Source organism: Bacillus sp. AR8-1, from assembly GCF_008042345.1.
In the GTDB taxonomy this organism is placed as follows: domain Bacteria; phylum Bacillota; class Bacilli; order Bacillales; family Bacillaceae_G; genus Bacillus_A; species Bacillus_A cereus.
Window position 1 is genome coordinate 1 of sequence record NZ_QNUB01000046.1, and the last position, 20,674, is coordinate 20,674.

Sequence of the window (20,674 nt, forward strand, 5' to 3'; positions counted from 1 at the left end):
GTTCAGTTTTCAAAGAACTTGTCCGCCGCTTCAGAAGCGACTTCATCATATTAACATCTTCATTTTTCGATGTCAACTAAGTTTTTAAATTTCTTTTTTGTCGTTTTCTGCGTTTCCGCATCAGCGACGTTTATTAATATACCATCATGATTTTTAAATAACAAGTGTTTTTTATAAAAAACACAAAAAAATTATCTATCCTACTTTCTTCTATAGAAAGAATTATTATCCTTCCTACTAAAAATAGTTATTCTGATTGTATACTACTACACTTCATTCAACCAAATTGCATTTCACAATACCTTCCCAGGTTTTCATTCTCTTCTATATTAAAGTTTATAATAATTATCCTTCTATAGAATAACGATATAACTTAGCCGTAAGAAAAAATCCCATCCACATTAAACAATTTCAATGCAAATATAAACTTAAGAATATTATTAGAATTTTTTTACATTTAATTAATGAAAAATATCCATTTTTTGTTATATAGTAAGAAAGGATGTACTCAACTATAAATAAACCAATGGAGGAATTATTTTATGGATAGGTTAACAAAGTTTTCATTAAAAAACCGAGCTGCCATTATCATCATGATTTTTCTCATTTCCATACTCGGTGTTTATTCCGGCTCTAAATTACCTATGGAATTTTTACCAAGTATCGACAATCCAGCAATTACCGTCACAACCTTATCTCAAGGACTCGACGCTGAAACGATGACAAAGGATGTAACTGATCCTCTCGAAAAACAATTTCGCAATTTAGAACACGTCGACACCATTACTTCTTCTACATACGAGGGATTATCACGTATCGACATTGCGTATACATCAAAAGCAAACATGAAAGATGCAGCACGCGAAGTCGAAAAAGCCGTCAATACAATTAAATTACCTAAAGATGTAACCAAGCCCGTAGTTAGTCAACTAAACACTTCTATGATTCCACTCGCCCAAATTACTATCCAGAAACAAAACGGGTTTTCAAAAGCAGATGAAAAACAAATTGAAAAAGAAATCGTACCACAACTCGAAAACATTGATGGTGTTGCTAATGTTATGTTTTTCGGAAAATCCACCTCTGAATTATCTATCGTACTTGATCCGAACCAATTAAAAAACAAAAACGTAACATCACAGCAGGTACTCACTGTTTTACAAGGAAAAGAAACTTCTACTCCAGCTGGGGCAATTACTGTTAATCAGGAAGAATACAACCTCCGCATCATTGGGGACATAAAAAATGTAAATGACATTAAAAACATCACTGTGGTACCCCAAGTGAGATTGCAAGACATTGCTCAAATCGAAATCAAACAACACTACGATACAATCTCACATATAAACGGAGAAGAAGGCACTGGATTAATCATCATGAAAGAACCGAGCAAAAATGCAGTTGCAATTGGAAAAGAGATTGATAAAAAAGTTAAAGAGATAAATAAGGAATATAAAAATCAGTTTTCCATTAAACTTTTGGCCTCAACCCATGAACAAGTTGAAAATGCTGTTACTAGCATGGGAAAAGAAGTAATACTTGGAGCAATCGCTGCAACTCTAATTATCTTAATCTTTTTACGTAACTTCCGAACAACACTCATCGCTGTTGTCAGTATTCCATTATCTATTTTATTAACACTCTTTTTACTACATCAATCTAACATCACACTTAACATTTTAACCCTTGGTGGTTTAGCTGTTGCGGTTGGACGTCTCGTCGATGATAGTATCGTTGTCATCGAGAATATTTTCCGCCGTTTACAAAAAGATTCTTTCTCTAAAAATATTATTCTTGATGCAACAAAAGAAGTCGCCGTCGCAATTACTTCTTCTACTTTAACAACGGTCGCTGTTTTTTTACCTATCGGCCTCGTATCAGGAGCAATCGGAAAATTAATGTTACCTATGGTATTAGCAGTTGTATATTCTATTCTATCATCCTTAATCGTTGCACTCACAGTCGTTCCACTTATGGCTTTTTTACTACTCAAAAAAACAAAGCATCGAAAGCCAAGTTCTTCATCACGATATGTCGCTACGTTAAAGTGGTCTCTTTCTCATAAATTCATTATTCTACTTACTGCATTTTTATTATTTGCAGGATCAATTGCAGCCTATATATTACTACCGAAAGCAAACATAAAATCTGAGGACGACACAATGTTATCTATTAACATGACATTTCCAGCCGATTATAATGCTGAAGCTCAAAAACAAAAAGCATTTGATTTCGAAAAGAAATTACTTTCTAATTCAGATGTAACAGACGTTATTTTACGAATGGGATCTAGCGCAGAAGATGCACAATGGGGGCAAACAACTAAAAATAACCTTGCTAGTATATTTGTAGTCTTTAAAAAAGGTTCTGATATTGATCAATATATTAAAGAGTTAAAAAAGGAAAATAAAACTTTTGAGCCTGCTGAACTTGATTATATAAAAACAAGTTATTCAAGCTCTGGCGGCGGCAACAACTTACAATTTAACGTAACAGCTACTAACGAAGCGGATTTAAAAGAGACGGCTACTATCGTCGAAACAAAACTAAAAAGCATGGATGATCTTTCTAAAGTAAAAACGAATTTAGAAGACTCTAAGAAAGAATGGCAAATTCATATTGATCAAACAAAGGCTGAACAACTAGGTTTAACACCAGAAATAGCTGCGCAACAAGTAGCATTCCTTATGAAGAAGTCACCTATTGGCGAAATTACAATTAATAATGAAAAAACTACTATTATGATAGAACATAAAAAGGAAAACATTACCAAAAAAGAAGATATTTTAAATACAAACATACTATCACCTACTAATGGACCAATTCCTTTAAAAGACATCGCAACTATTTCAGAAAAACAAACGCAAACAGAAATTTTCCATAAAGACGGAAAAGAAACAATTCAAATTACCGCCGAAGCTTCAAATGAAGATTTGAGTAAAGTAAACACAGCAGTAAATAAAGCGATAACTGACTTAGATTTACCTAGCGGTTCAAAAGTAAATATCGCAGGAGCTACTGAATCTATGCAAGAGAATTTTACAGATTTATTCAAAATTATGGGGATTGCAATCGGGATTGTATATTTAATTATGGTTATCACCTTCGGGCAAGCACGCGCTCCTTTTGCAATCCTATTCTCCTTACCGTTAGCTGCTGTCGGTGGTATTTTAGGATTAATCATCTCAAGAACACCTGTTGATATAAATTCCTTGATTGGCGCATTAATGTTAATCGGGATTGTTGTTACAAACGCTATTGTATTAATAGAAAGAGTCCAACAAAATCGGGAACACGGAATGGAAACTAGAGAAGCCTTACTTGAAGCAGGTTCTACTAGACTACGCCCAATTATTATGACAGCTATTACAACAATCGTCGCTATGCTCCCACTCCTATTTGGCCAATCCCAAGCAGGAAGTATGGTATCAAAAAGTTTAGCCGTCGTTGTCATCGGCGGTTTGGCAGTCTCGACTGTTCTTACATTAGTAGTCGTTCCAGTTATGTATGAACTATTAGATAAAATCGGGAGAAAAAGACGCTCCCGTAGGAAAATAAGCACTTCTACAGAAACACCTGATATTTAAAAACAAAAGACGTTATCTTCACAAATGAAGATAACGTCTTTTCTCTACTTAGTCATATAATCCATCATTTTTTCCACATATTGCTCTATAGGTTTACTAGAATCCACAATAAGGTATTCATTATTTAAAGGTCTTTGACTACCATTTAACCACTTTTCAAAACCTACTTCCGACTCCACCTTTTCAATTTGACTGATCATACGCTTACGTGTTTGCAGTCTCCTATTAATCTCTTCCATATCATTAAGATAACACTCAATATATTTATATTTCACACCATGTTTAGTTGATAATTTAATTCCTTTTTCAACCATTCCCTCATATAAACACGGACTATCCAATATAACACTATGCCCTTGTTCTAAATAAGAATCAATCAATACCCATTCGGCATCATACGCAAGCCCACCAACAATCGTTGATTCAATTCCTTTTACTTTTAATGATTTTAACAACGCGGATTTCAAAACATCATGATCTATAATTACAGCACCTGTTAATTTCGCTATATACTTAGAAACTGTCGATTTTCCTGACCCAGGAAAACCTGACATTTGCAGAAAAAACAAATTAAAACTCCTCTCTAAATTACATCTGTTCTTCTTTATAATTAATCACAAATTCAACAATCATTACATCCATTCCTTCTATATTAAAATACAAAAGAACCCCCTACTTATAAAATAGCGAGTTCTTCTTTATAATTTATGCCGCTTTTACCTTTTTCGTTGCTTTACTTTTTCTTTTCGTTCCTGTAAAGCGCTTGTGTAATATAGATGCTATCAAGCGTGAAATAACATTGAATAGTAATACCATAATAATTAATACAGCTGCAGATTTTGTCGCAATCAACTTCGCATCTGGAATAACTCCTTCAGAATTTAATTTCCAAATGTGAACCGCTAATGTTTCAGCTGGTCTAAACGGATTTAAAGGATGCGCAGGACTTGAGAAATCCGCTGCTGAATTTAAAATCGGGGATGTTAAACCCGCTGTGTAAATTAATGCTGCCGCTTCCCCAAATATACGACCCGCCGCTAAAATAATCCCTGTAATAATTTGTGGTAATGACGATGGGATAATAATACGAGCGATTGTTTGCCACTTCGTTGCACCTAATCCAAGACTTGCCTCTTTTACATTATGAGGAACTTCTGAAATCGCATTTTCACAAACACGCGTTAAACCTGGTAAATTTAAAATAGTTAAAGCAAGAGCACCACCCATTACTGTGTATCCCCAACCTGTCATTGTAACGAACACTAACAAACCAAATAAACCAACAACAATAGAAGGTAAAGACGCCATCGTCTCTATACATAGACGAACAAAATTTAAAAAACGTCCTTGTTTTGCGTACTCTGCTAAATATATTCCAGCACCTAATCCAAGAGGAATAGATATAATAAGCGTTATAACAAGCATGTAGAAGGAATTGAATAACTGCGGACCAATCCCACCACCAGCTCTTGTATTGCTTGGTTCTCCAAACAAGAAATTAGGATCCCAAAATCCCCATCCCTTTTGTAAAATCTCAAATACTAAGAACACTAGCAAAGCTACAACTAAAGCCGCAACCGCATAAAAGATACCCGTCCAAACTTTATTTACCGTTCTTGCATTCATTATTATCGCTCACCTCTTTGCCCAATCGCTCGAATTACTAAAATAAACAGGAATGAAATAACAAGTAAAATCATCGCTAAAGTCCATAGCGCATTGTTCCAAGCAGTTCCGTTCAATGTATTCGTCATGTCCATTGTTAAAATACCAGTTAACGTCGCTGTCGGACTATATATTCCTTCTGGTAATTTAATCGTATTCCCGATTACCATCTGAACCGCTAACGCCTCACCGAAAGCACGCGCTAAGCCTAAAACAACACCTGTTAAAATCCCTTTTTTCGCAGCAGGAACAATCACTCGGCTAATCGCTTGCCATTTTGTTGATCCTAGACCATAAGAAGCTTCTAAATAATCAAATGGAACAGAACGTATTGCATCAGAAGCGATACTAGCAATAGTAGGTAAAATCATAATACTTAATACAACAATACCCGCAATTAAACTAAAGCCTACTCCCCCAAACGAATCACGTAATAGTGGTACTAAAATCGTAACCCCTAATAATCCGTATACAACCGAAGGAATACCAACTAACAATTCTAGAACAGGCTTCAATACTTTATTTCCAAACTTTGGCGAAATTAAATTCATGAATATAGCAAGAGCTATAGCAATTGGTGCACTAATAATAACCGCACCTAACGAAACCACAGTTGAACCTACAATGAAAATTAAAGCCCCGAAGGATCCTTGATCAGCATTTGGATTCCATTTTGTCGATGTTAACATCTCAGTAAATGAGATACCACTTTGTGTAAAAGATTGAATACCTTTACCACAAATAAACGCAATAATAGCTAATGTAATTAAAACAATAAAAATACCACAAAACGTAACAAGTGATCTTCCTATATATTCACTTTTCACGTAATTAATTTGTTTTTTCCCCTTCATCACAGGACAGACCCCACTTCACAGATTGAAATGAACAGGACTGGCCTTGCAGCCAGCCCCATAAAACTTTATTACTTATTTAATTTAGACATTGGAATGTAGCCCATATCTTCTACTTGCTTTTCAAAGTCTTTACCTTTTACATAATCGATGTAAGCTTTTGTTGCTTCTTTCGCTTCACCTTTTGTTACCATATACTCGTAAGACCAGAATGGATATTTACCAGACGCAATGTTTTCAACTTTCGGTTCAGCACCATCAATTTTCACTGTTTGTAGTGCACCTTTTTTATCTCCAACCATGTAAGACATCGCTAAATAGCTTACTGAACCTGGAGTAGAATTGATAGCTTGCTCTACTGCACCGTTAGAATCTTGTGTTGTACCAGTTCCATCATTAATTTTCGCGTCTTTCATAATCGTTTTTTCAAATGTAGCACGTGTACCAGATGAAGCCGGACGATTAATTACGTTGATTTTTTCATCTTTTCCGCCTACTTCTTTCCAGTTTGTTACTTTTCCAGTGAAGATATCTTGTACTTGTTGCACTGTTAAGTTATCAACTTTTACATCTTTATTTACGACAAGAGCGAATGCAATACCCGCTACCTTGTTATCTACTAATTCTTTCGCCTTTTCAGCATCTTTTATTTTATCTCCAGACGGAACATCTGAATTACCAATTTGTACTGCACCAGATGCTACTTGGTTAATCCCAGTTCCACTACCGCCACCTTGAACTTGAATAGAAACTTTTGAATTTTTCTCCATGAATTTCTTTCCAGCTTCCTCCGCAAGAGGTAGAAGAGCTGTAGAACCAGCTGCTGCAATCGTACCTGATAATTCTTGTTTTGTATTATCGCTTCCTTTAGCAGTTTCTTTACTAGTTGTATCTTCTGCTTTCCCACACCCAACTAATGCTCCTGCTACCACTAAAGCTGCTAAAGAAAATTTAATACCTTTTTTCATAACCATGTCTTGTACCCCCATTTGGATTATCACTTTTCGAATTCATTTTCTTTCGAACACAAATTCATTGTAGGACAACAATATTATGTGAGTGTTAAGCAATTTTTAATTTTAAGTAAATGACGATAATCATCCTCAAAAGCTAGGAATCCCAACATTTGTAGTTAAAGAAGCAAACAAAAACCACACTAACTATGCTGTAATGTAAATTTATTCTTAACAATGTAAATTCAATGTAAATGTTTTTCTCTCTTTTTCCCTTTTAGTTAAAGTTACATTTACAATTCCGCTGTATTTTGTAACTTTTTCACGCCTAATTTATGCACATTAAAAAGAATTTCAGTAATATTTTTTAGTACAACTAAATAAATTGGAACAATTCTAAAATTAAATGAATATTTTTAAAGTACTAATTGACAGCATCATCCAATGTAGTCTACTATATTACTAACAAAAAGTTTACCTAAGGAAACTTTTTAAACTAACACTAAAAATATAGAGAAGAGGTAACTTTTATGGTATCGGCTAATACTAAACCCCTTTCCGAGTTTAAAACAGGGGAGTTTGTACAAATTGAGAAGATACAATTAGAAGGAACTATGAAACGACGTTTATTAGATTTGGGATTTATCCCAGGGGCAACGATTAAAGTATTGCAACGCAGTCCACTTGGAGATCCGGTCGCTTATCAAGTGAGCAACACAACTATTGCACTGCGCAAAGAAGAAAGCTCCCTTATTTTCGGGGTATTAATAGGAGATGATTTCAGATGAGCAAACATCGTATTGCTTTAGCTGGTAACCCGAATACCGGGAAAAGTACATTATTTAATACTTTAACAGGTTTAAAACAACATACTGGAAACTGGACGGGAAAAACTGTTTTAAAAGCTGAAGGAGAATATGAACATAACGGAAGTAATTATACATTAATAGATTTACCTGGAACTTACTCACTATACTCAAATTCCGCAGACGAAGAAGTAGCGAGGGATTATATTATATTTGAAAAACCAGAAGTAACTGTAGTTGTCATAGACGCAACTGCTATGGAAAGAAATTTAAATTTAGCACTCCAGGTGATGGAGATGACAAATAATGTAGTCATTTGCATTAACTTAATTGATGAAGCCGAGAAAAAAGGGATTGTTATCGATGAAAAGAAATTAGCAAAATCACTTGGTGTACCTGTCGTTAAAATTTCAGCACGTAACCGAGTAGGTATTGGTCATTTGCTAAATGTTATTGCAAAAGTAGCAAATAAAAAACTAATTCCAACACCAATTAAAATTACTTACAGCGAAAAAATCGAAAATATGATTCAGGAATTAGAACCACAAATTTATAAAGTGTTCGGTGATACGTATCCAGCACGTTGGATTGCGTTACGTATATTAGATGGAGATAAAAATTTCTTAACTACACTTCAAAAACACCATAATGAACCACTTGTAAGGGAGGTCGTAATTAATGGAATCTCACTCAGCCAGTAAAGCTCTTCCATTAGACTATATTATTCAACATGCACAAACACTTTCAAAAGAAGATATACGAGATGATATAGTCGGAGATATTTACCGAACATCTGCAAGCATATGTAAAGAATCTGTCCAATATACAAATACTGATAAATTATATCGTTCCGAAAAACTAGATAAAATTTTCACATCTCCAATCTGGGGATTTCCAATTATGCTCGGTATTTTATCTATTATTTTTTATCTTACAATTGCAGGCGCTAACGTACCATCTGATATGATTGCCGAATTCTTCGGATGGGCCGAAGGATATTTAACATCTTGGTTCCAAGCAGCGCATGCACCTGAATGGTTACATGGCATTTTAATACTTGGTTTGTTCCGTGGTATCGGTGCTGTTATTAGCGTTATGTTACCACCTATGGCAATCTTTTTCCCTATGTTCGCGCTATTAGAAAACTACGGATACTTACCACGTGTCGCGTTTAATATGGACCGCTTATTCAAACGATCCGGCGCACACGGGAAACAATCTTTAACAATGGCAATGGGATTTGGTTGTAATGCAGCAGCCATTATGTCAACACGTATCATTGAATCACCACGTGAACGTATGCTAGCAATTTTAACGAACAACTTCGTTCCTTGTAACGGTCGCTGGCCTATGTTAATTTTAATGGCTTCACTATTTATGGCTGCTGGTTATACAGGCAGTATGCAAACATTGGTTACTGCTGGCGTTGTAGTTGGAATGGTTGTAATTGGTGTTATTATGACATTAACTGTTTCTTGGGTACTATCAAAAACAGCCTTAAAAGGGGTTCCAACTCACTACACACTGGAGTTACCTCCGTACCGCAAGCCAAAAGTTTGGAATACAATTGTTCGCGCAACACTCGATAAATCAATCTACGTTTTAAAACGAGCTATAGTTGTTGCTGCCCCTGCAGCTGCATTAACTTGGTTACTTGCTAATATTTTTATTGGTGACACAAGCTTACTTATGTATTTTGTAAACTTTCTAGATCCATTTGCTAAAATGTTAGGACTTGACGGCTTTATTCTAGCTGCATTCATTCTTGGACTACCCGCTAATGAAATTGTAATCCCAATTTTATTAATGTCTTACTTATCAACTGGGGCTTTAACTGAAATAGATGATTTTAATCAAATTAAAAATCTATTCCTAGAAAATGGTTGGACTTGGTTAACAGCGTTAAACACAATGTTGTTCTCACTTCTTCATTTCCCGTGCGGAACAACACTTGTTAATATATACAAAGAAACAAAAAGTGCAAAATGGACATTCTTATCGTTTGCAATCCCTACCGTTATCGCCATTGTTGTTACATTCCTCTCTACACAATTGGTACATTGGTTAGGGCTTGTATAAAGCAAAGCATACATAGAAGGCATCCCCCTTCACATATGCTTTGCACGAAAGAAACCTGAAAATTATTCAGGTTTCTTTTTTTGTACATCAGTATTCCACGGCTGTGCTCCATACGTTGTGAGTTTTTTATGAATGAAATAAATAGCCCCCGGCAGCACCGCCATTAATACCGTGCAACTAATTCCTAATCCAGTAAACAACTTTCATCACCTTATTTCACTCTTTTCGGTAAAGCTGAACCTGAATGTTCAATTGTTGGATGAACGTGAACAGTAATTTCAGCATTACTAAAGTAATTTTCGCCTTGATCCCAATTCTTACTTACCTTTTTCCACTCTTTATAATTATGTCGCTTATACACTTCCCCTAACCCTAGTACATCTACCTTATATTTTTTTTGAACAAGTTTAATTGATTTTTGAATACGCTTCTCCATTTCTTCCGATATATCCTTCTCTAAACGCTTTTCATTCAAAACCTTTTTATGATCACTGAAATGCAACTCAGCCAATGTGCCTTCCAGAGATAAATGAATATCAAACTTTGGTTTTGTAGCATTCGTTGTGGATACTTTAATTTTTCGACGTAACTTATGAATTTCATATGTAATAAGTTGATTCTTTTTACGGATGGTAAAAAAACCTCCAATTTTTTTGCCTATTATATAATTCATCCCCACTGTTTCTTCCCCACTCAAATTGCCTACACATTTATTATCCTTTCCACGAAACAATGCTGCACCGTTCATTTGTACTCCTTGTTTTGTTAGTTCCAGAATAGGTAATACAAAACTTCGGTTAGAGATCATCTTTTCCTGCACCTCACCAATTCTTGCAGCCTCAATCATTTGGGCATTTTTCGGAGGGTGTTCAGCTAACATATCAATATACTGCGCCGGTAAATTTTCAGGCTTGGCACTTTGTTTTAAAATAGCTTCGGCATTTTTATTAGAAACGAACAAACGAATATTTCTTCTCATCTCATGATCGCGAATATATACATCTAACGTATTTTGTAAAATGTATGGATGTGAAAGTAATTCTTCAGAGAAAATAATCACCTGTATATGAGGGAAAAATAATGTACGACTAATTTTTTTGGCGATTATTCTTATTTGTTCAAATACACTATCTGCTTTTGCACTAACATTAATATAATTTTCGCTATCCCCACCCCCTTGTCCACCCTGTTGAGACAATTTACTGGGGAGTACCATCTGATAGGTCCCTTTCATAATTGGATTCGCTTTCTTCTCCTTCACAATATCGTAAGCCGCTCCTACTACAAATCCTCTTTCTTCTATCTCTTCTAACTCAGAACACCCACTCATAAATCCAGTTAAAGCCATAACCATTATAATTTTAAGAAGGTGTTTCATTTCCACCATTCCTTCTTTTTATTTTATATACAATTAAAACGAGCAAAGGAGCTAACACAACAAACCCCATATCTATCCAAGCTAAATAAGTCCCATAACTTGATAAAGTATTTAAACTACTAGGTATCATATTCACCATAAAAATAATAGGGGCACTTATGAAAATAAAAATTTGTTTCTTCACTTTCGGAAACATAGCACAAAACAATAAAGATGCGACGTCATAATACATTGCTGTAGTGTTATAAATAGTAATAATCCAAGTCGTAAAAAAAATCGCATCAAACCTTTCTAAAAATCCTCCACCAATTTCAATTTCTTTCCCTAATTCAATTGTTGGATATGTCAATCCACGTGTTGTCATATACGTAAAAACGCTAATACAAGTTACATAAATTAAAATGTATGACAGCACGTTTACCATCACCGCTTTCGCGACTGCCATTGGCGCTTTTTTCGCTGTCTTATCATTCAGCAACACCGCATAAAATAAAGCTACTTCAAATCCAATAAACGTAAAAATAGAATTTTTAACTCCAACAGCATATTGACTTACTTTCGTTTGAAAAGCTGGTAGTAAATTATTTATTTCCATTAAATTTATATTCAATAAAGAAAGAAGTACTATCGCAATTAAAACAATAGGCAAGAATAAAACATTTAACCTTAATAAGGCTGCTCTTGATCCTGCTATTCCATAAATAACAACTAATAAGAAGAAAAAAGACAGTAGTTGTATTGGTGTATCACTAAATAAATACGTTTGAGAAATAACTGAAATCATTCGCGATTCATACGCTGTCAAAGCAGCAAACGTTAATACTAAAATACTACTAATTGTGTATGCAACAGGCTTCGTCAAATGCGCACTCGTATATTGAACAAAATTTTGTTTTGGAAATAAGATAGCCACTCTCGTCACAAACCAGCCTAAAACTGCGCAAATCAGTCCACCCAAAAGCAAGATAATCCAACCGTCCGAAAATAAAGTTTGGTTAGCGATATCTCTTGGCATAGACAATGCCCCTATACCAATAATGGTCGATGATACCGCAAACCCAATTTCCCGAGATCCAATCTCTTCATCGCCATACTCAAATGGTTTCAATTATTTTCGCTCCTTTGGACGTATTGTAGAATCTTTTGTTTGTAAGTACTCCGGTCTATCTTTCAACATCGCTTTTGGTATGCGAATAAATTCTTCTTTCCAATCTTTATAAAATGCAGGAGCAATTGGAGTTGTATACGGTATACCAACACTTGTTAAATTTGTAATATGAACAGCAAGTGCAATCAGAGCTAGAATGATCCCATACAACCCAAAAGCAGTTGCGGCTAATACAAAGACGAAAAGTAAAATCCGGAACGTAATCGTAATACTATATACAGGAAGCGAGAACGTAGCAATCGCAGTAACTGCAATAATAATAACTAAAAACGGATTTACAATCCCTGCATTTACCGCAGCTTCTCCAATTACAAGACCTCCTACAATCCCTATCGTTTGTCCCATCGGTTTCGGCAATCGGATTCCAGCTTCTCGTATTAATTCCATAGTCAAGGCCATCATTAACGTTTCAATATATGCTGGGAACGGAACACCTTCCCTCGCACCTGCAATTGAATAAGCCAGTTTAGAAGGAATAAGTCCTTGATGATAAGATACAAGTGCTACATACATAGCTGGTAACAAAACCGCGATTATACCTGAACCCATACGTAAAAATCTTAGTAACGTTCCAATCACCCAGCGCTCGTAATGATCTTCTACAGATTGAAAAATATCAACAAACACAAGCGGTGCAATAAGAGCAAACGGAGATCCGTCTACTAAAATGGCCGCTTTTCCCTTCGCTAATGACGCTATAATATTATCTGGCCTCTCTGTATTCAAAAACTGTGGAAATGGAGATAAATTATTATCCTGAATTAATTGTTCAATCGTACCTGTTTCCAAAATAATATCTGTCACTATTGATTGAAGACGGCGATCTAACTCTTTTACAATGTGAGGATTAATAATATCTTCTATATATACTAGGGTTACTTCTTTCTGCGATCGCTTCCCCATAATATAAGATTGGAACCTCAACTTTGGATCGCGTAAACTGCGTCGGATTAACATTTTATTCACATTAATATCTTCATTTAATCCAACTCTCGGTCCGCGTATTAAATCTTCTGTCACTGGTGGCTCTAAACTTCTCTTCTCCCAAGCCCTACTATTAATAACGATAGCAGTTTGAATATTATCAATTAATATAACTGTATCTCCCGCTAAAATCGCATTCATAATATCTGGAAACTTCGTCTTTACACCCACTTCTGCGATAGAAATAAAACGATCCAATAACGTTTGAACAACAACTTCCTCATTTTGAATTTCTTCGTATTGCAGTGTGCGAATGACATATTTATAAACATTATCCTTATCTGTTAATCCACATAAAAACACAACCGCACAACGTGTAAAACTCCCAGCAAGAGCAACTTCTCTAATTGTTAAATCATTAGGTGAACCTAACTCATCCCTAATTTCTTTCATAACTTCAAATAAGTTACCTTCAAGCTCTAACAATTTCCCCACCTAACTTCCTTTTCAACAAGTTTTTAGTTAGATTCCGCTAATAGAAGAAAATATATACAAAAAAGAGCTATCTCTTTGCAAAGATAGCTCCAATAAACGAATTACTTTTCTACTATTGTAGTGTTTTTCTTTATAAATACACCTTTTGTAAATCCACTAACTACAAACATCACAATCATATTAATTAACAATGCGACTATGCCCACATTCAAATCTTTTATATACTGCGGAAAACTCGGAAACATCGTAGCTATAGTTGAGCCAGATAAGGTAATATATGCGACCACTAACAGCCCAACTCCCATTCCTGCAATCGCTCCTTGCTTCGTAACAATTTGGCGCGGAAACAAGCTACATACAAGTGCAGGGAAAAGTTGCGTAACGATACTGTACCCCATTAAGAGAAGTGCTCCTATTGTTTCCCCTCCTTTAAATGTAAATAAAACTGCCACGAGCGTTACTACAGGCACAAATAATTTTGCCATCTTAGCAACTTGTCTATCTGAAGCAGACGGAACGATCGTTCGATAAATATTTTTTGCTAACAGTGTAGAAGCCGCCATAACAAGCATAGAGCCTGGAACCAATGCCGTTAATACTCCCGCACTACCAATAATCCCAATAAACCAAGGATCAAAAGTTTGTAAAGCAAGACGGACTAACGAAAGATCTACATCCGCTCCCTTTAACCCAGGAACTTGCAATATAGCAGCAAACCCTGCGAAAAATACGAAAAGTAACACTAAAGAATACAATGGCATAATTGTTGCATTTTTACGAAATACTTTTTCATTTTTTGCAGAAAAAGCAGAAGCAAATGTATGAGGCCACATATAGAAACCGAGGGCCGTTAATATAATAGTAGAAACAAACCAAGAAATACTCATTCCTTCTTCAGGTAAAGATAAAAATCCTGGTTTCGCTGCTTCTACAGCTTCAAACATCGGCTGAAATCCTCCATAATAATGATACGGTAAATATATACCTAAAAACATAACGATAAACAGTATCATAATATCCTTCAAAGCAGCCGTCCAAGCTGAACCGTGTATACCTGAAACCATTACATATATAGTTATAACAATAGCACCAATCCAAACCGCAACAACAGGTGATACCCTTCCGTAAGACGCTTCTGAAACGATAATTCCCAGTCCCTTTAACTGTAAAACAAGATATGGGATGATGGAAATAACACCAACAATTGAAACAATAAGTCCAAGCGCCTTACTTCTGTATTTCTTCGCAAAAAAATCCGACTGCGAAACAAGGTTATGCTCTTTTGCATACTTCCAAATCGGTGGCAATAAAAAATACGATAAAAGATAAGCTAGAGCACCATAACCTAAAATATAAAAGGTAGGTGCGCCTTTACTATATGCCCAGCCGCTTCCTCCTAAAAATGTAAACGTCGTATAAATTTCACCTGCCATAAGGAGAAAAACAAAAATAGTGCCAAACCCTCTTCCTCCAACTGACCATTGCTCTAAATTCATATCTTTTCCATGTTGTGCCCGAATCCCTAAAAATAGTGCGAGAAACAAAAATAAAATAATGATAAGTAATGCAGTCATTTTACATCCTCCTTATTAGCAGGATCAAACACGTACACAAGCCCCATACAAAGAGATGTAATAAACACTGATAATAATACCCAAAATAATAAAAAGGGCATCCCTAATACGTAAGGAGTAACTGAATTCGCAAATATTGGCCCAACTACTAAACAAAGAACTGGAATAAGCGCTAGGATGTGTATTTTCTTCATCTCATTCTCCTTTACTTATAAAGTTCATAATGGCTGATACAAAGACTTCCACTCCAATCGGTAATGCATCTTCGTCAATCGTAAAACGAGGGTGATGGTGAGGATATATAATACCTTTCTCTTTATTTCCTGCTCCGATAAAAAAGAATGTCCCCGGTGCCTTTTGTAAAAACGCTGAAAAATCTTCTCCAGCCATCGTTGGCTGTAAACGAACAACTCTATCCCTTCCATAAAGTTGTAATGCCGTTTGTTCAATAAGCTCTGTAGCTTCATAGTCATTTACAACTGGTCGATATCCATATTCATATGAAAATGTATATTTCGCTCCGTAAGATTCCGTAATATACTTCACAATCCGCTCAATCTTCTTCTCTGTTTCACCTCGTAATTCATGTCTTAAACTTCTCACTGTCCCTTCAATCTCGGCTTGCTCTGGTATTACATTATGAGTTGTCCCCGCATGAAATTGCGTAACAGATATTACGAGCGAATCTAATGGATTCGTGAGGCGAGATACAATTTGCTGAAGTTGCGAAACGACTTGTGTTCCGATTGCGATACTATCCACCGTTTCATGAGGGATTCCAGCATGTCCACCTTTTCCCTCTATCTTAATTTTAAAAACATCCGGTGCAGCCATTGCAGGACCATAAATAACACCTATTTTCCCAACCTCTAACGACGCCCAAAGGTGAGCACCAATAATATAATCCACACCTTCCATTACACCTGCAGCAACCATCTCCTCTGCACCACCAGGAAAATTTTCTTCAGCATGTTGGAATAGAAAACGAATCTCCCCTTTAATCTTCTCTCTTTCTTCTACTAACTTATGTACAACCCCAAGTAATATCGCTATATGTCCATCATGACCACATGCATGCATTACACCTTTATATGTAGAAATAAAATCAAACTCATTTTCTTCATGAATAGGAAGAGCATCCATATCGGCTCGAACCGCAACTGTTTTGCCCGGATGTTTACCTACTAACTTTGCCATCACACTATATTTAGTCGGCCGTGACACTTCTAAATATGGGAATTTCCGAAGTATATCGAACACAAACTGCGATGTTTTTTCTTCTTGAAAAGATAACTCTGGATACTTATGAAAATGCCTTCTCCACTCAACTAACTGATTTTTTGACAAAACAAATTCCTTTGCAACATCCATACCCCTTCACTCCTTCTTCACCAAGTTAAATGTTATTATAACGTGAATTGTTAACTTTTAAAATAATTTTCTAAATTTTCTGTAATAATAACTCAAAAAGAAAAAGCCACCCAAAAGATGACTTTTTCATTATTATAAAATAGTAATTGCTTGTTTTCCCATTTGCTCCCAAGCTTTCTCAAATTCTGCTCGCGGAACAGCCAAACGCGGATTATTTTTAAGAGGATCATTTACATATACAAAGTTTTGATCATATCCAATTACTACTGCACTATGCTCATAATATGTAATTTTCACTTCACCTGAACTCGTATTCCATGTTTCAAAACTACTTTCAGCTAGCGGCTTAAACGTCGTATTAATAATGACCCATACCGGTGAACCAGAACTAATTACTTTATATATATCTTGCATGTCTCTACCTGTTAAATTAATTACTTTTTCAGGAACATATTTTTCTGCCAAATTAAAAATTGGTTGATTATATACACCATATCCAGGCTCTGCCTTTGTATAAATATTTCCAACAAACCCTTCGTAAGGATTTCCCCGTACGCCATTTTGTTCAAATGGAACGCGATGAATTTCGCTAGCAAGTTGCATCTTATCTACTTGTACACCTTTATATTGCAACAACATAGCTAAACTTGTCACTTCACATCCTCGAGGTAATTCTGGTAATTGTTTAATAAACGGAACATCCTCAATCATAGCTGCTTCTTTCATTTCAGATAGAAACTCTAAGCGTAGAACTTGCGCCTTTTGCATAATTTTATCTTTTCCTATAAAAAATGCAGCAGCAAGTATAATCCCAAAAACAAAAAGATATTTTAACTTTTTCATTATAAACAAAACTCCATTAATTATTATTTTACAGACACAACTCTTATCATTGTACCCTTCTTCTTACTAGTTTGCTAGAAAGATCATGTGAATTATCGCTCATAGAATTAATTATAAAAATTCTAATTATTTTTAATAAAAAGAAAAATAAATATACATTTCCAGAATATTTTGCTAAAATCAAAATTGTTAACATGGTGAAGATATCACCATGTTAACAAACATTCTTAGAGTATTTAGTCATAGTTCGTTTTTTTACATACTCCATTCATTTCATAGTAAATAAACCGAGTATGTGTTGCATCCCCCACTAATGATTAAAAACTCAGAATAAAACGAAGTTCACACATTCAAGAAAATACGGGGTGAGGGGCATATGAATCAACAAATTGAACAAACAGATTTAAAACGAACAATGAAAAGTAGACACCTATTTATGATTGCACTCGGCGGTGTTATCGGAACCGGGCTATTTATGGGATCTGGTCAAATTGTCCATAATGCCGGACCTGGTGGTGCTATTCTTGCATTTTTAGTCGGTGGATTTGTTATGTATTTAACGATGTTATGTCTTGGTGAATTATCCGTTGCTATGCCAGAAGCAGGTTCATTCCAAAGCTATGCAAGCAAATTCATTTCACCTGGTTTTGGATTTGTTGTCGGTTGGATGTATTGGCTAAATTGGGCTGTTACAGTTGGCGTAGAGTTAACAACTGTAAGTATTTTAATGAAACGCTGGTTTCCAGACGTTTCTTCATGGATTTGGTGCGTTACATTTGCAGCAGCGCTCTTTCTCGTAAACGCTTTATCAGCAAAAGCATATGCAGAAGCAGAGTTTTGGTTCGCAAGTGTAAAAGTCGCAACAATTGTTATTTTCATCGTACTTGGTGGCGCTGTTATGTTCGGTCTACTAGACTTTAATGGAAAGCCAGCTCCAATGCTTCATAATTTCACTGAAAATGGCGGGCTATTTCCAAACGGTGCATTAGCTGTTCTTCTTACGATGATTACAGTAAATTACTCCTTCCAAGGAACAGAATTAATCGGAATCGCTTCAGGAGAAAGTGAAAATCCTGAAAAAACAATTCCAAAAGCAATCAAAAATACAATTTGGCGAACTCTCTTCTTCTTCGTCTTAGCGATATCAGTTGTTGTAGGTTTACTCCCGTGGCAAGAGGCTAATCTAGTCGAAAGTCCCTTTGTACTTGTATTTGATGTAGCTGGTGTCCCATATGCAGCAGACATTATGAACTTTGTTATTATTACAGCTGTATTATCCGTTGCTAACTCTGGTCTATACGCAAATTCTCGTATGCTGTGGGCGATGGCAAAACAAGGAATGGCAAGTCCAGCATTTACGAAATTAACTAAAAAAGGTGTACCGCTAAATGCATTAATTTTCAGCCTAATTTTCGCTAGCCTTTCCTTATTAACAAGTATATTTGCGGCAGATACTGTCTTTCTAGTTTTAACATCTATTGCAGCGATGGCTGCTGTTGTCGTGTGGATGTCAATCGCCGCTTCACAGTTTTTCTTCCGTAGAAATTTCGTGAAAAATGGTGGCGACATAAATGATTTAAAATATCGTACACCGCTCTATCCACTAGTTCCAATCGTAGCGTTCTCGCTCAATTTCATTACATTTGTTAGTTTGGCTTTCATTCCAGATCAAAGAATTGCTCTTTATTGTGGCATTCCATTCATGATTATTTGTTACATTTTATACCAAGTTAAATATAAAAAAATTGTCAAACTTGAACAGCCACGAACTGTCACACAAGAAATAAACTAAATATACAAAATATTCAGCTATCTTTCTTATGATAAGATAGCTTTTTTCTATTTCTTGGATATCCTGGTATAACTTTATTTATCTTAAAATTTTCACAATCACGTTTTTCTCTGGAAAATAGTTTACAATGTAATCAAGTTACAAATGATATTCACCTTAAAAAGTGTGCATTTGTGTCTATTTTTTAACAATATATCAAAAACTATTGCCTTCTATAAATTAATAGGTTTATATTGTTTTATTGGCATAGTTTCAATCCAAGGAGAAAGGAGATTTTCAATCGTGCAACTAAAGAAAGCGTTTTGGAAGTTGGCTTCGCTTCTTCCGTTATCATTACTTCTGTTCCTCGGTGGCTGTGATAAAAAACTCGCAGTATTAAATCCGCAAGGACCTGTTGCAAAAGCACAGTATGATTTAATTGTTTGGTCATTCTTGCTTATGTCATTAATTATCGCAATTGTATTCATTCTGTTTACAGTCATCTTGATTCGTTATCGTGAAAAACCAGAGAATATGGACTATGAGCCACCTGAACAACACGGTAACACATTACTAGAAATTATTTGGACGCTTGTTCCTGTTATTATCGTTATCGCATTATCGATTCCAACAGTAAAAGCAACTTATGCTTCGGAAGAGGTTCCGAAAGAGTCCAAACATATTAAACCAGTTGAAATTTATGTTACATCTGCAAACTGGAAATGGTTATTCAGTTACCCAGAGGAAAAAATTGAAACCGTTAACTATTTAAACATCCCAGCTGGTGTACCAATTCAATTCAAACTGACTTCTGTCGGCCCAATGAATGCTTTCTGGGTACCAGAACTTGGTGGTATGAAGTACACAATGGATGGCATGATTATGGATCTTTATTTACAAGCTGATAAACCAGGTTCTTACCTAGGTCGTAGTGCGAACTTCTCTGGTGAAGGATTCACTCACATGGAGTTCGAAGTTGAAGCGAAAACTAAAGAGAAATATGACAAGTGGGTTAAAGAAGTACAACAAACTGCTGATAAGTTAACAGAACAGAAATACAACGAAATTATTAAACCTGGTGTAGTTGGACGCATGACGTTCTCTAGTCACCACTTAAGTTATGTAGATCCAAAATCACTTGAATATTGTGATTACAACTACTACAAAAACAAAAAATAATAGCTATTATTCCAACAGATTGGAGTG

Annotated in this window: 18 protein-coding genes; 6 read left to right on the plus strand and 12 right to left on the minus strand. The window is 35.5% G+C overall.

Annotated features, from left to right (window positions below; all coding sequences use genetic code 11):
* The first annotated feature begins 542 nt into the window (after positions 1 to 542).
* Positions 543 to 3,587, plus strand: a complete 3,045-nt coding sequence (locus DN400_RS25160; protein ID WP_147802003.1) for an efflux RND transporter permease subunit — start codon at positions 543 to 545, stop codon at positions 3,585 to 3,587.
* 44 nt (positions 3,588 to 3,631) lie between these two features.
* On the opposite strand, the gene DN400_RS25165 is transcribed toward DN400_RS25160, so the two are convergent.
* From DN400_RS25165 to DN400_RS25180, 4 genes are all read right to left on the minus strand, one after another.
* Positions 3,632 to 4,156, minus strand: coding sequence for a P-loop nucleotide/nucleoside kinase family protein (locus DN400_RS25165; RefSeq protein ID WP_063546482.1), 525 nt, complete (start codon positions 4,154 to 4,156; stop codon positions 3,632 to 3,634).
* 136 nt (positions 4,157 to 4,292) lie between these two features.
* A complete protein-coding gene (gene pstA, locus DN400_RS25170) occupies positions 4,293 to 5,213 on the minus strand; it encodes a phosphate ABC transporter permease PstA (RefSeq protein ID WP_000994139.1) in 921 nt (306 codons plus the stop codon).
* Positions 5,214 to 5,215: 2 nt separating this feature from the next.
* Positions 5,216 to 6,106 carry a phosphate ABC transporter permease subunit PstC gene (gene pstC, locus DN400_RS25175; RefSeq protein ID WP_000676676.1) on the minus strand — a complete coding sequence of 297 codons (891 nt, stop codon included), beginning with the start codon at positions 6,104 to 6,106 and terminating at the stop codon, positions 5,216 to 5,218.
* Positions 6,107 to 6,177: 71 nt separating this feature from the next.
* On the minus strand, positions 6,178 to 7,080 hold the full coding sequence (locus tag DN400_RS25180; RefSeq protein ID WP_000245112.1) for a phosphate ABC transporter substrate-binding protein PstS family protein: 903 nt from the start codon (positions 7,078 to 7,080) through the stop codon (positions 6,178 to 6,180).
* Between the two features lie 509 nt (positions 7,081 to 7,589).
* On the opposite strand from DN400_RS25180, the gene DN400_RS25185 reads away from it, so the two are divergent.
* The 3 genes from DN400_RS25185 to DN400_RS25195 are packed head-to-tail and all read left to right on the plus strand — an operon-like array spanning position 7,590 to position 9,944.
* Entirely contained in the window at positions 7,590 to 7,847 is a 258-nt protein-coding gene (locus DN400_RS25185; RefSeq protein WP_000252989.1) for a FeoA family protein, read from the plus strand.
* On the plus strand, positions 7,844 to 8,566 hold the full coding sequence (locus DN400_RS25190) for a FeoB small GTPase domain-containing protein (RefSeq protein ID WP_000033865.1): 723 nt from the start codon (positions 7,844 to 7,846) through the stop codon (positions 8,564 to 8,566). The genes DN400_RS25185 and DN400_RS25190 overlap by 4 nt, the downstream gene beginning before the upstream one ends.
* Entirely contained in the window at positions 8,544 to 9,944 is a 1,401-nt protein-coding gene (locus DN400_RS25195; RefSeq protein ID WP_000443602.1) for a nucleoside recognition domain-containing protein, read from the plus strand. The genes DN400_RS25190 and DN400_RS25195 overlap by 23 nt, the downstream gene beginning before the upstream one ends.
* A gap of 62 nt (positions 9,945 to 10,006) precedes the next feature.
* Here the strand turns inward: DN400_RS25195 and DN400_RS29635 are convergent, their stop codons facing one another.
* The 8 genes from DN400_RS29635 to DN400_RS25230 all read right to left on the minus strand — a co-directional run bounded on the left by DN400_RS29635 (position 10,007) and on the right by DN400_RS25230 (position 17,697).
* Positions 10,007 to 10,144, minus strand: coding sequence for a hypothetical protein (locus DN400_RS29635; RefSeq protein WP_080478019.1), 138 nt, complete (start codon positions 10,142 to 10,144; stop codon positions 10,007 to 10,009).
* 11 nt (positions 10,145 to 10,155) lie between these two features.
* Positions 10,156 to 11,322 (minus strand): spore germination protein GerLC, encoded by a 1,167-nt coding sequence (gerLC, locus tag DN400_RS25200; RefSeq protein WP_065229770.1) that lies wholly within the window; start codon positions 11,320 to 11,322, stop codon positions 10,156 to 10,158.
* Positions 11,306 to 12,430 carry a spore germination protein GerLB gene (gene gerLB, locus DN400_RS25205; protein WP_000802008.1) on the minus strand — a complete coding sequence of 375 codons (1,125 nt, stop codon included), beginning with the start codon at positions 12,428 to 12,430 and terminating at the stop codon, positions 11,306 to 11,308. Before gerLB ends, gerLC begins: the two co-directional genes overlap by 17 nt.
* Positions 12,431 to 13,909, minus strand: coding sequence for a spore germination protein GerLA (gene gerLA / locus DN400_RS25210; protein ID WP_141527799.1), 1,479 nt, complete (start codon positions 13,907 to 13,909; stop codon positions 12,431 to 12,433). It abuts the gene before it with no gap.
* Between the two features lie 101 nt (positions 13,910 to 14,010).
* A complete protein-coding gene (locus DN400_RS25215; RefSeq protein WP_000125935.1) occupies positions 14,011 to 15,483 on the minus strand; it encodes a sodium:solute symporter family protein in 1,473 nt (490 codons plus the stop codon).
* Positions 15,480 to 15,677: a DUF3311 domain-containing protein gene (locus tag DN400_RS25220; RefSeq protein WP_000719836.1), complete on the minus strand. Its 198-nt coding sequence runs from the start codon at positions 15,675 to 15,677 to the stop codon at positions 15,480 to 15,482. The genes DN400_RS25215 and DN400_RS25220 overlap by 4 nt, the downstream gene beginning before the upstream one ends.
* A 1-nt stretch (position 15,678) precedes the next feature.
* Entirely contained in the window at positions 15,679 to 16,854 is a 1,176-nt protein-coding gene (locus DN400_RS25225; protein ID WP_053565221.1) for an amidohydrolase, read from the minus strand.
* Between the two features lie 132 nt (positions 16,855 to 16,986).
* Positions 16,987 to 17,697: a C39 family peptidase gene (locus DN400_RS25230; protein WP_000734491.1), complete on the minus strand. Its 711-nt coding sequence runs from the start codon at positions 17,695 to 17,697 to the stop codon at positions 16,987 to 16,989.
* Positions 17,698 to 18,073: 376 nt separating this feature from the next.
* Here DN400_RS25230 and DN400_RS25235 point away from each other — a divergent pair, with 376 nt between their 5' ends.
* Both DN400_RS25235 and DN400_RS25240 read left to right on the plus strand, forming a co-directional pair.
* Positions 18,074 to 19,489, plus strand: coding sequence for an amino acid permease (locus DN400_RS25235; RefSeq protein ID WP_065229767.1), 1,416 nt, complete (start codon positions 18,074 to 18,076; stop codon positions 19,487 to 19,489).
* 282 nt (positions 19,490 to 19,771) lie between these two features.
* On the plus strand, positions 19,772 to 20,647 hold the full coding sequence (locus DN400_RS25240; RefSeq protein ID WP_001176166.1) for a cytochrome aa3 quinol oxidase subunit II: 876 nt from the start codon (positions 19,772 to 19,774) through the stop codon (positions 20,645 to 20,647).
* Positions 20,648 to 20,674: the final 27 nt, after the last annotated feature.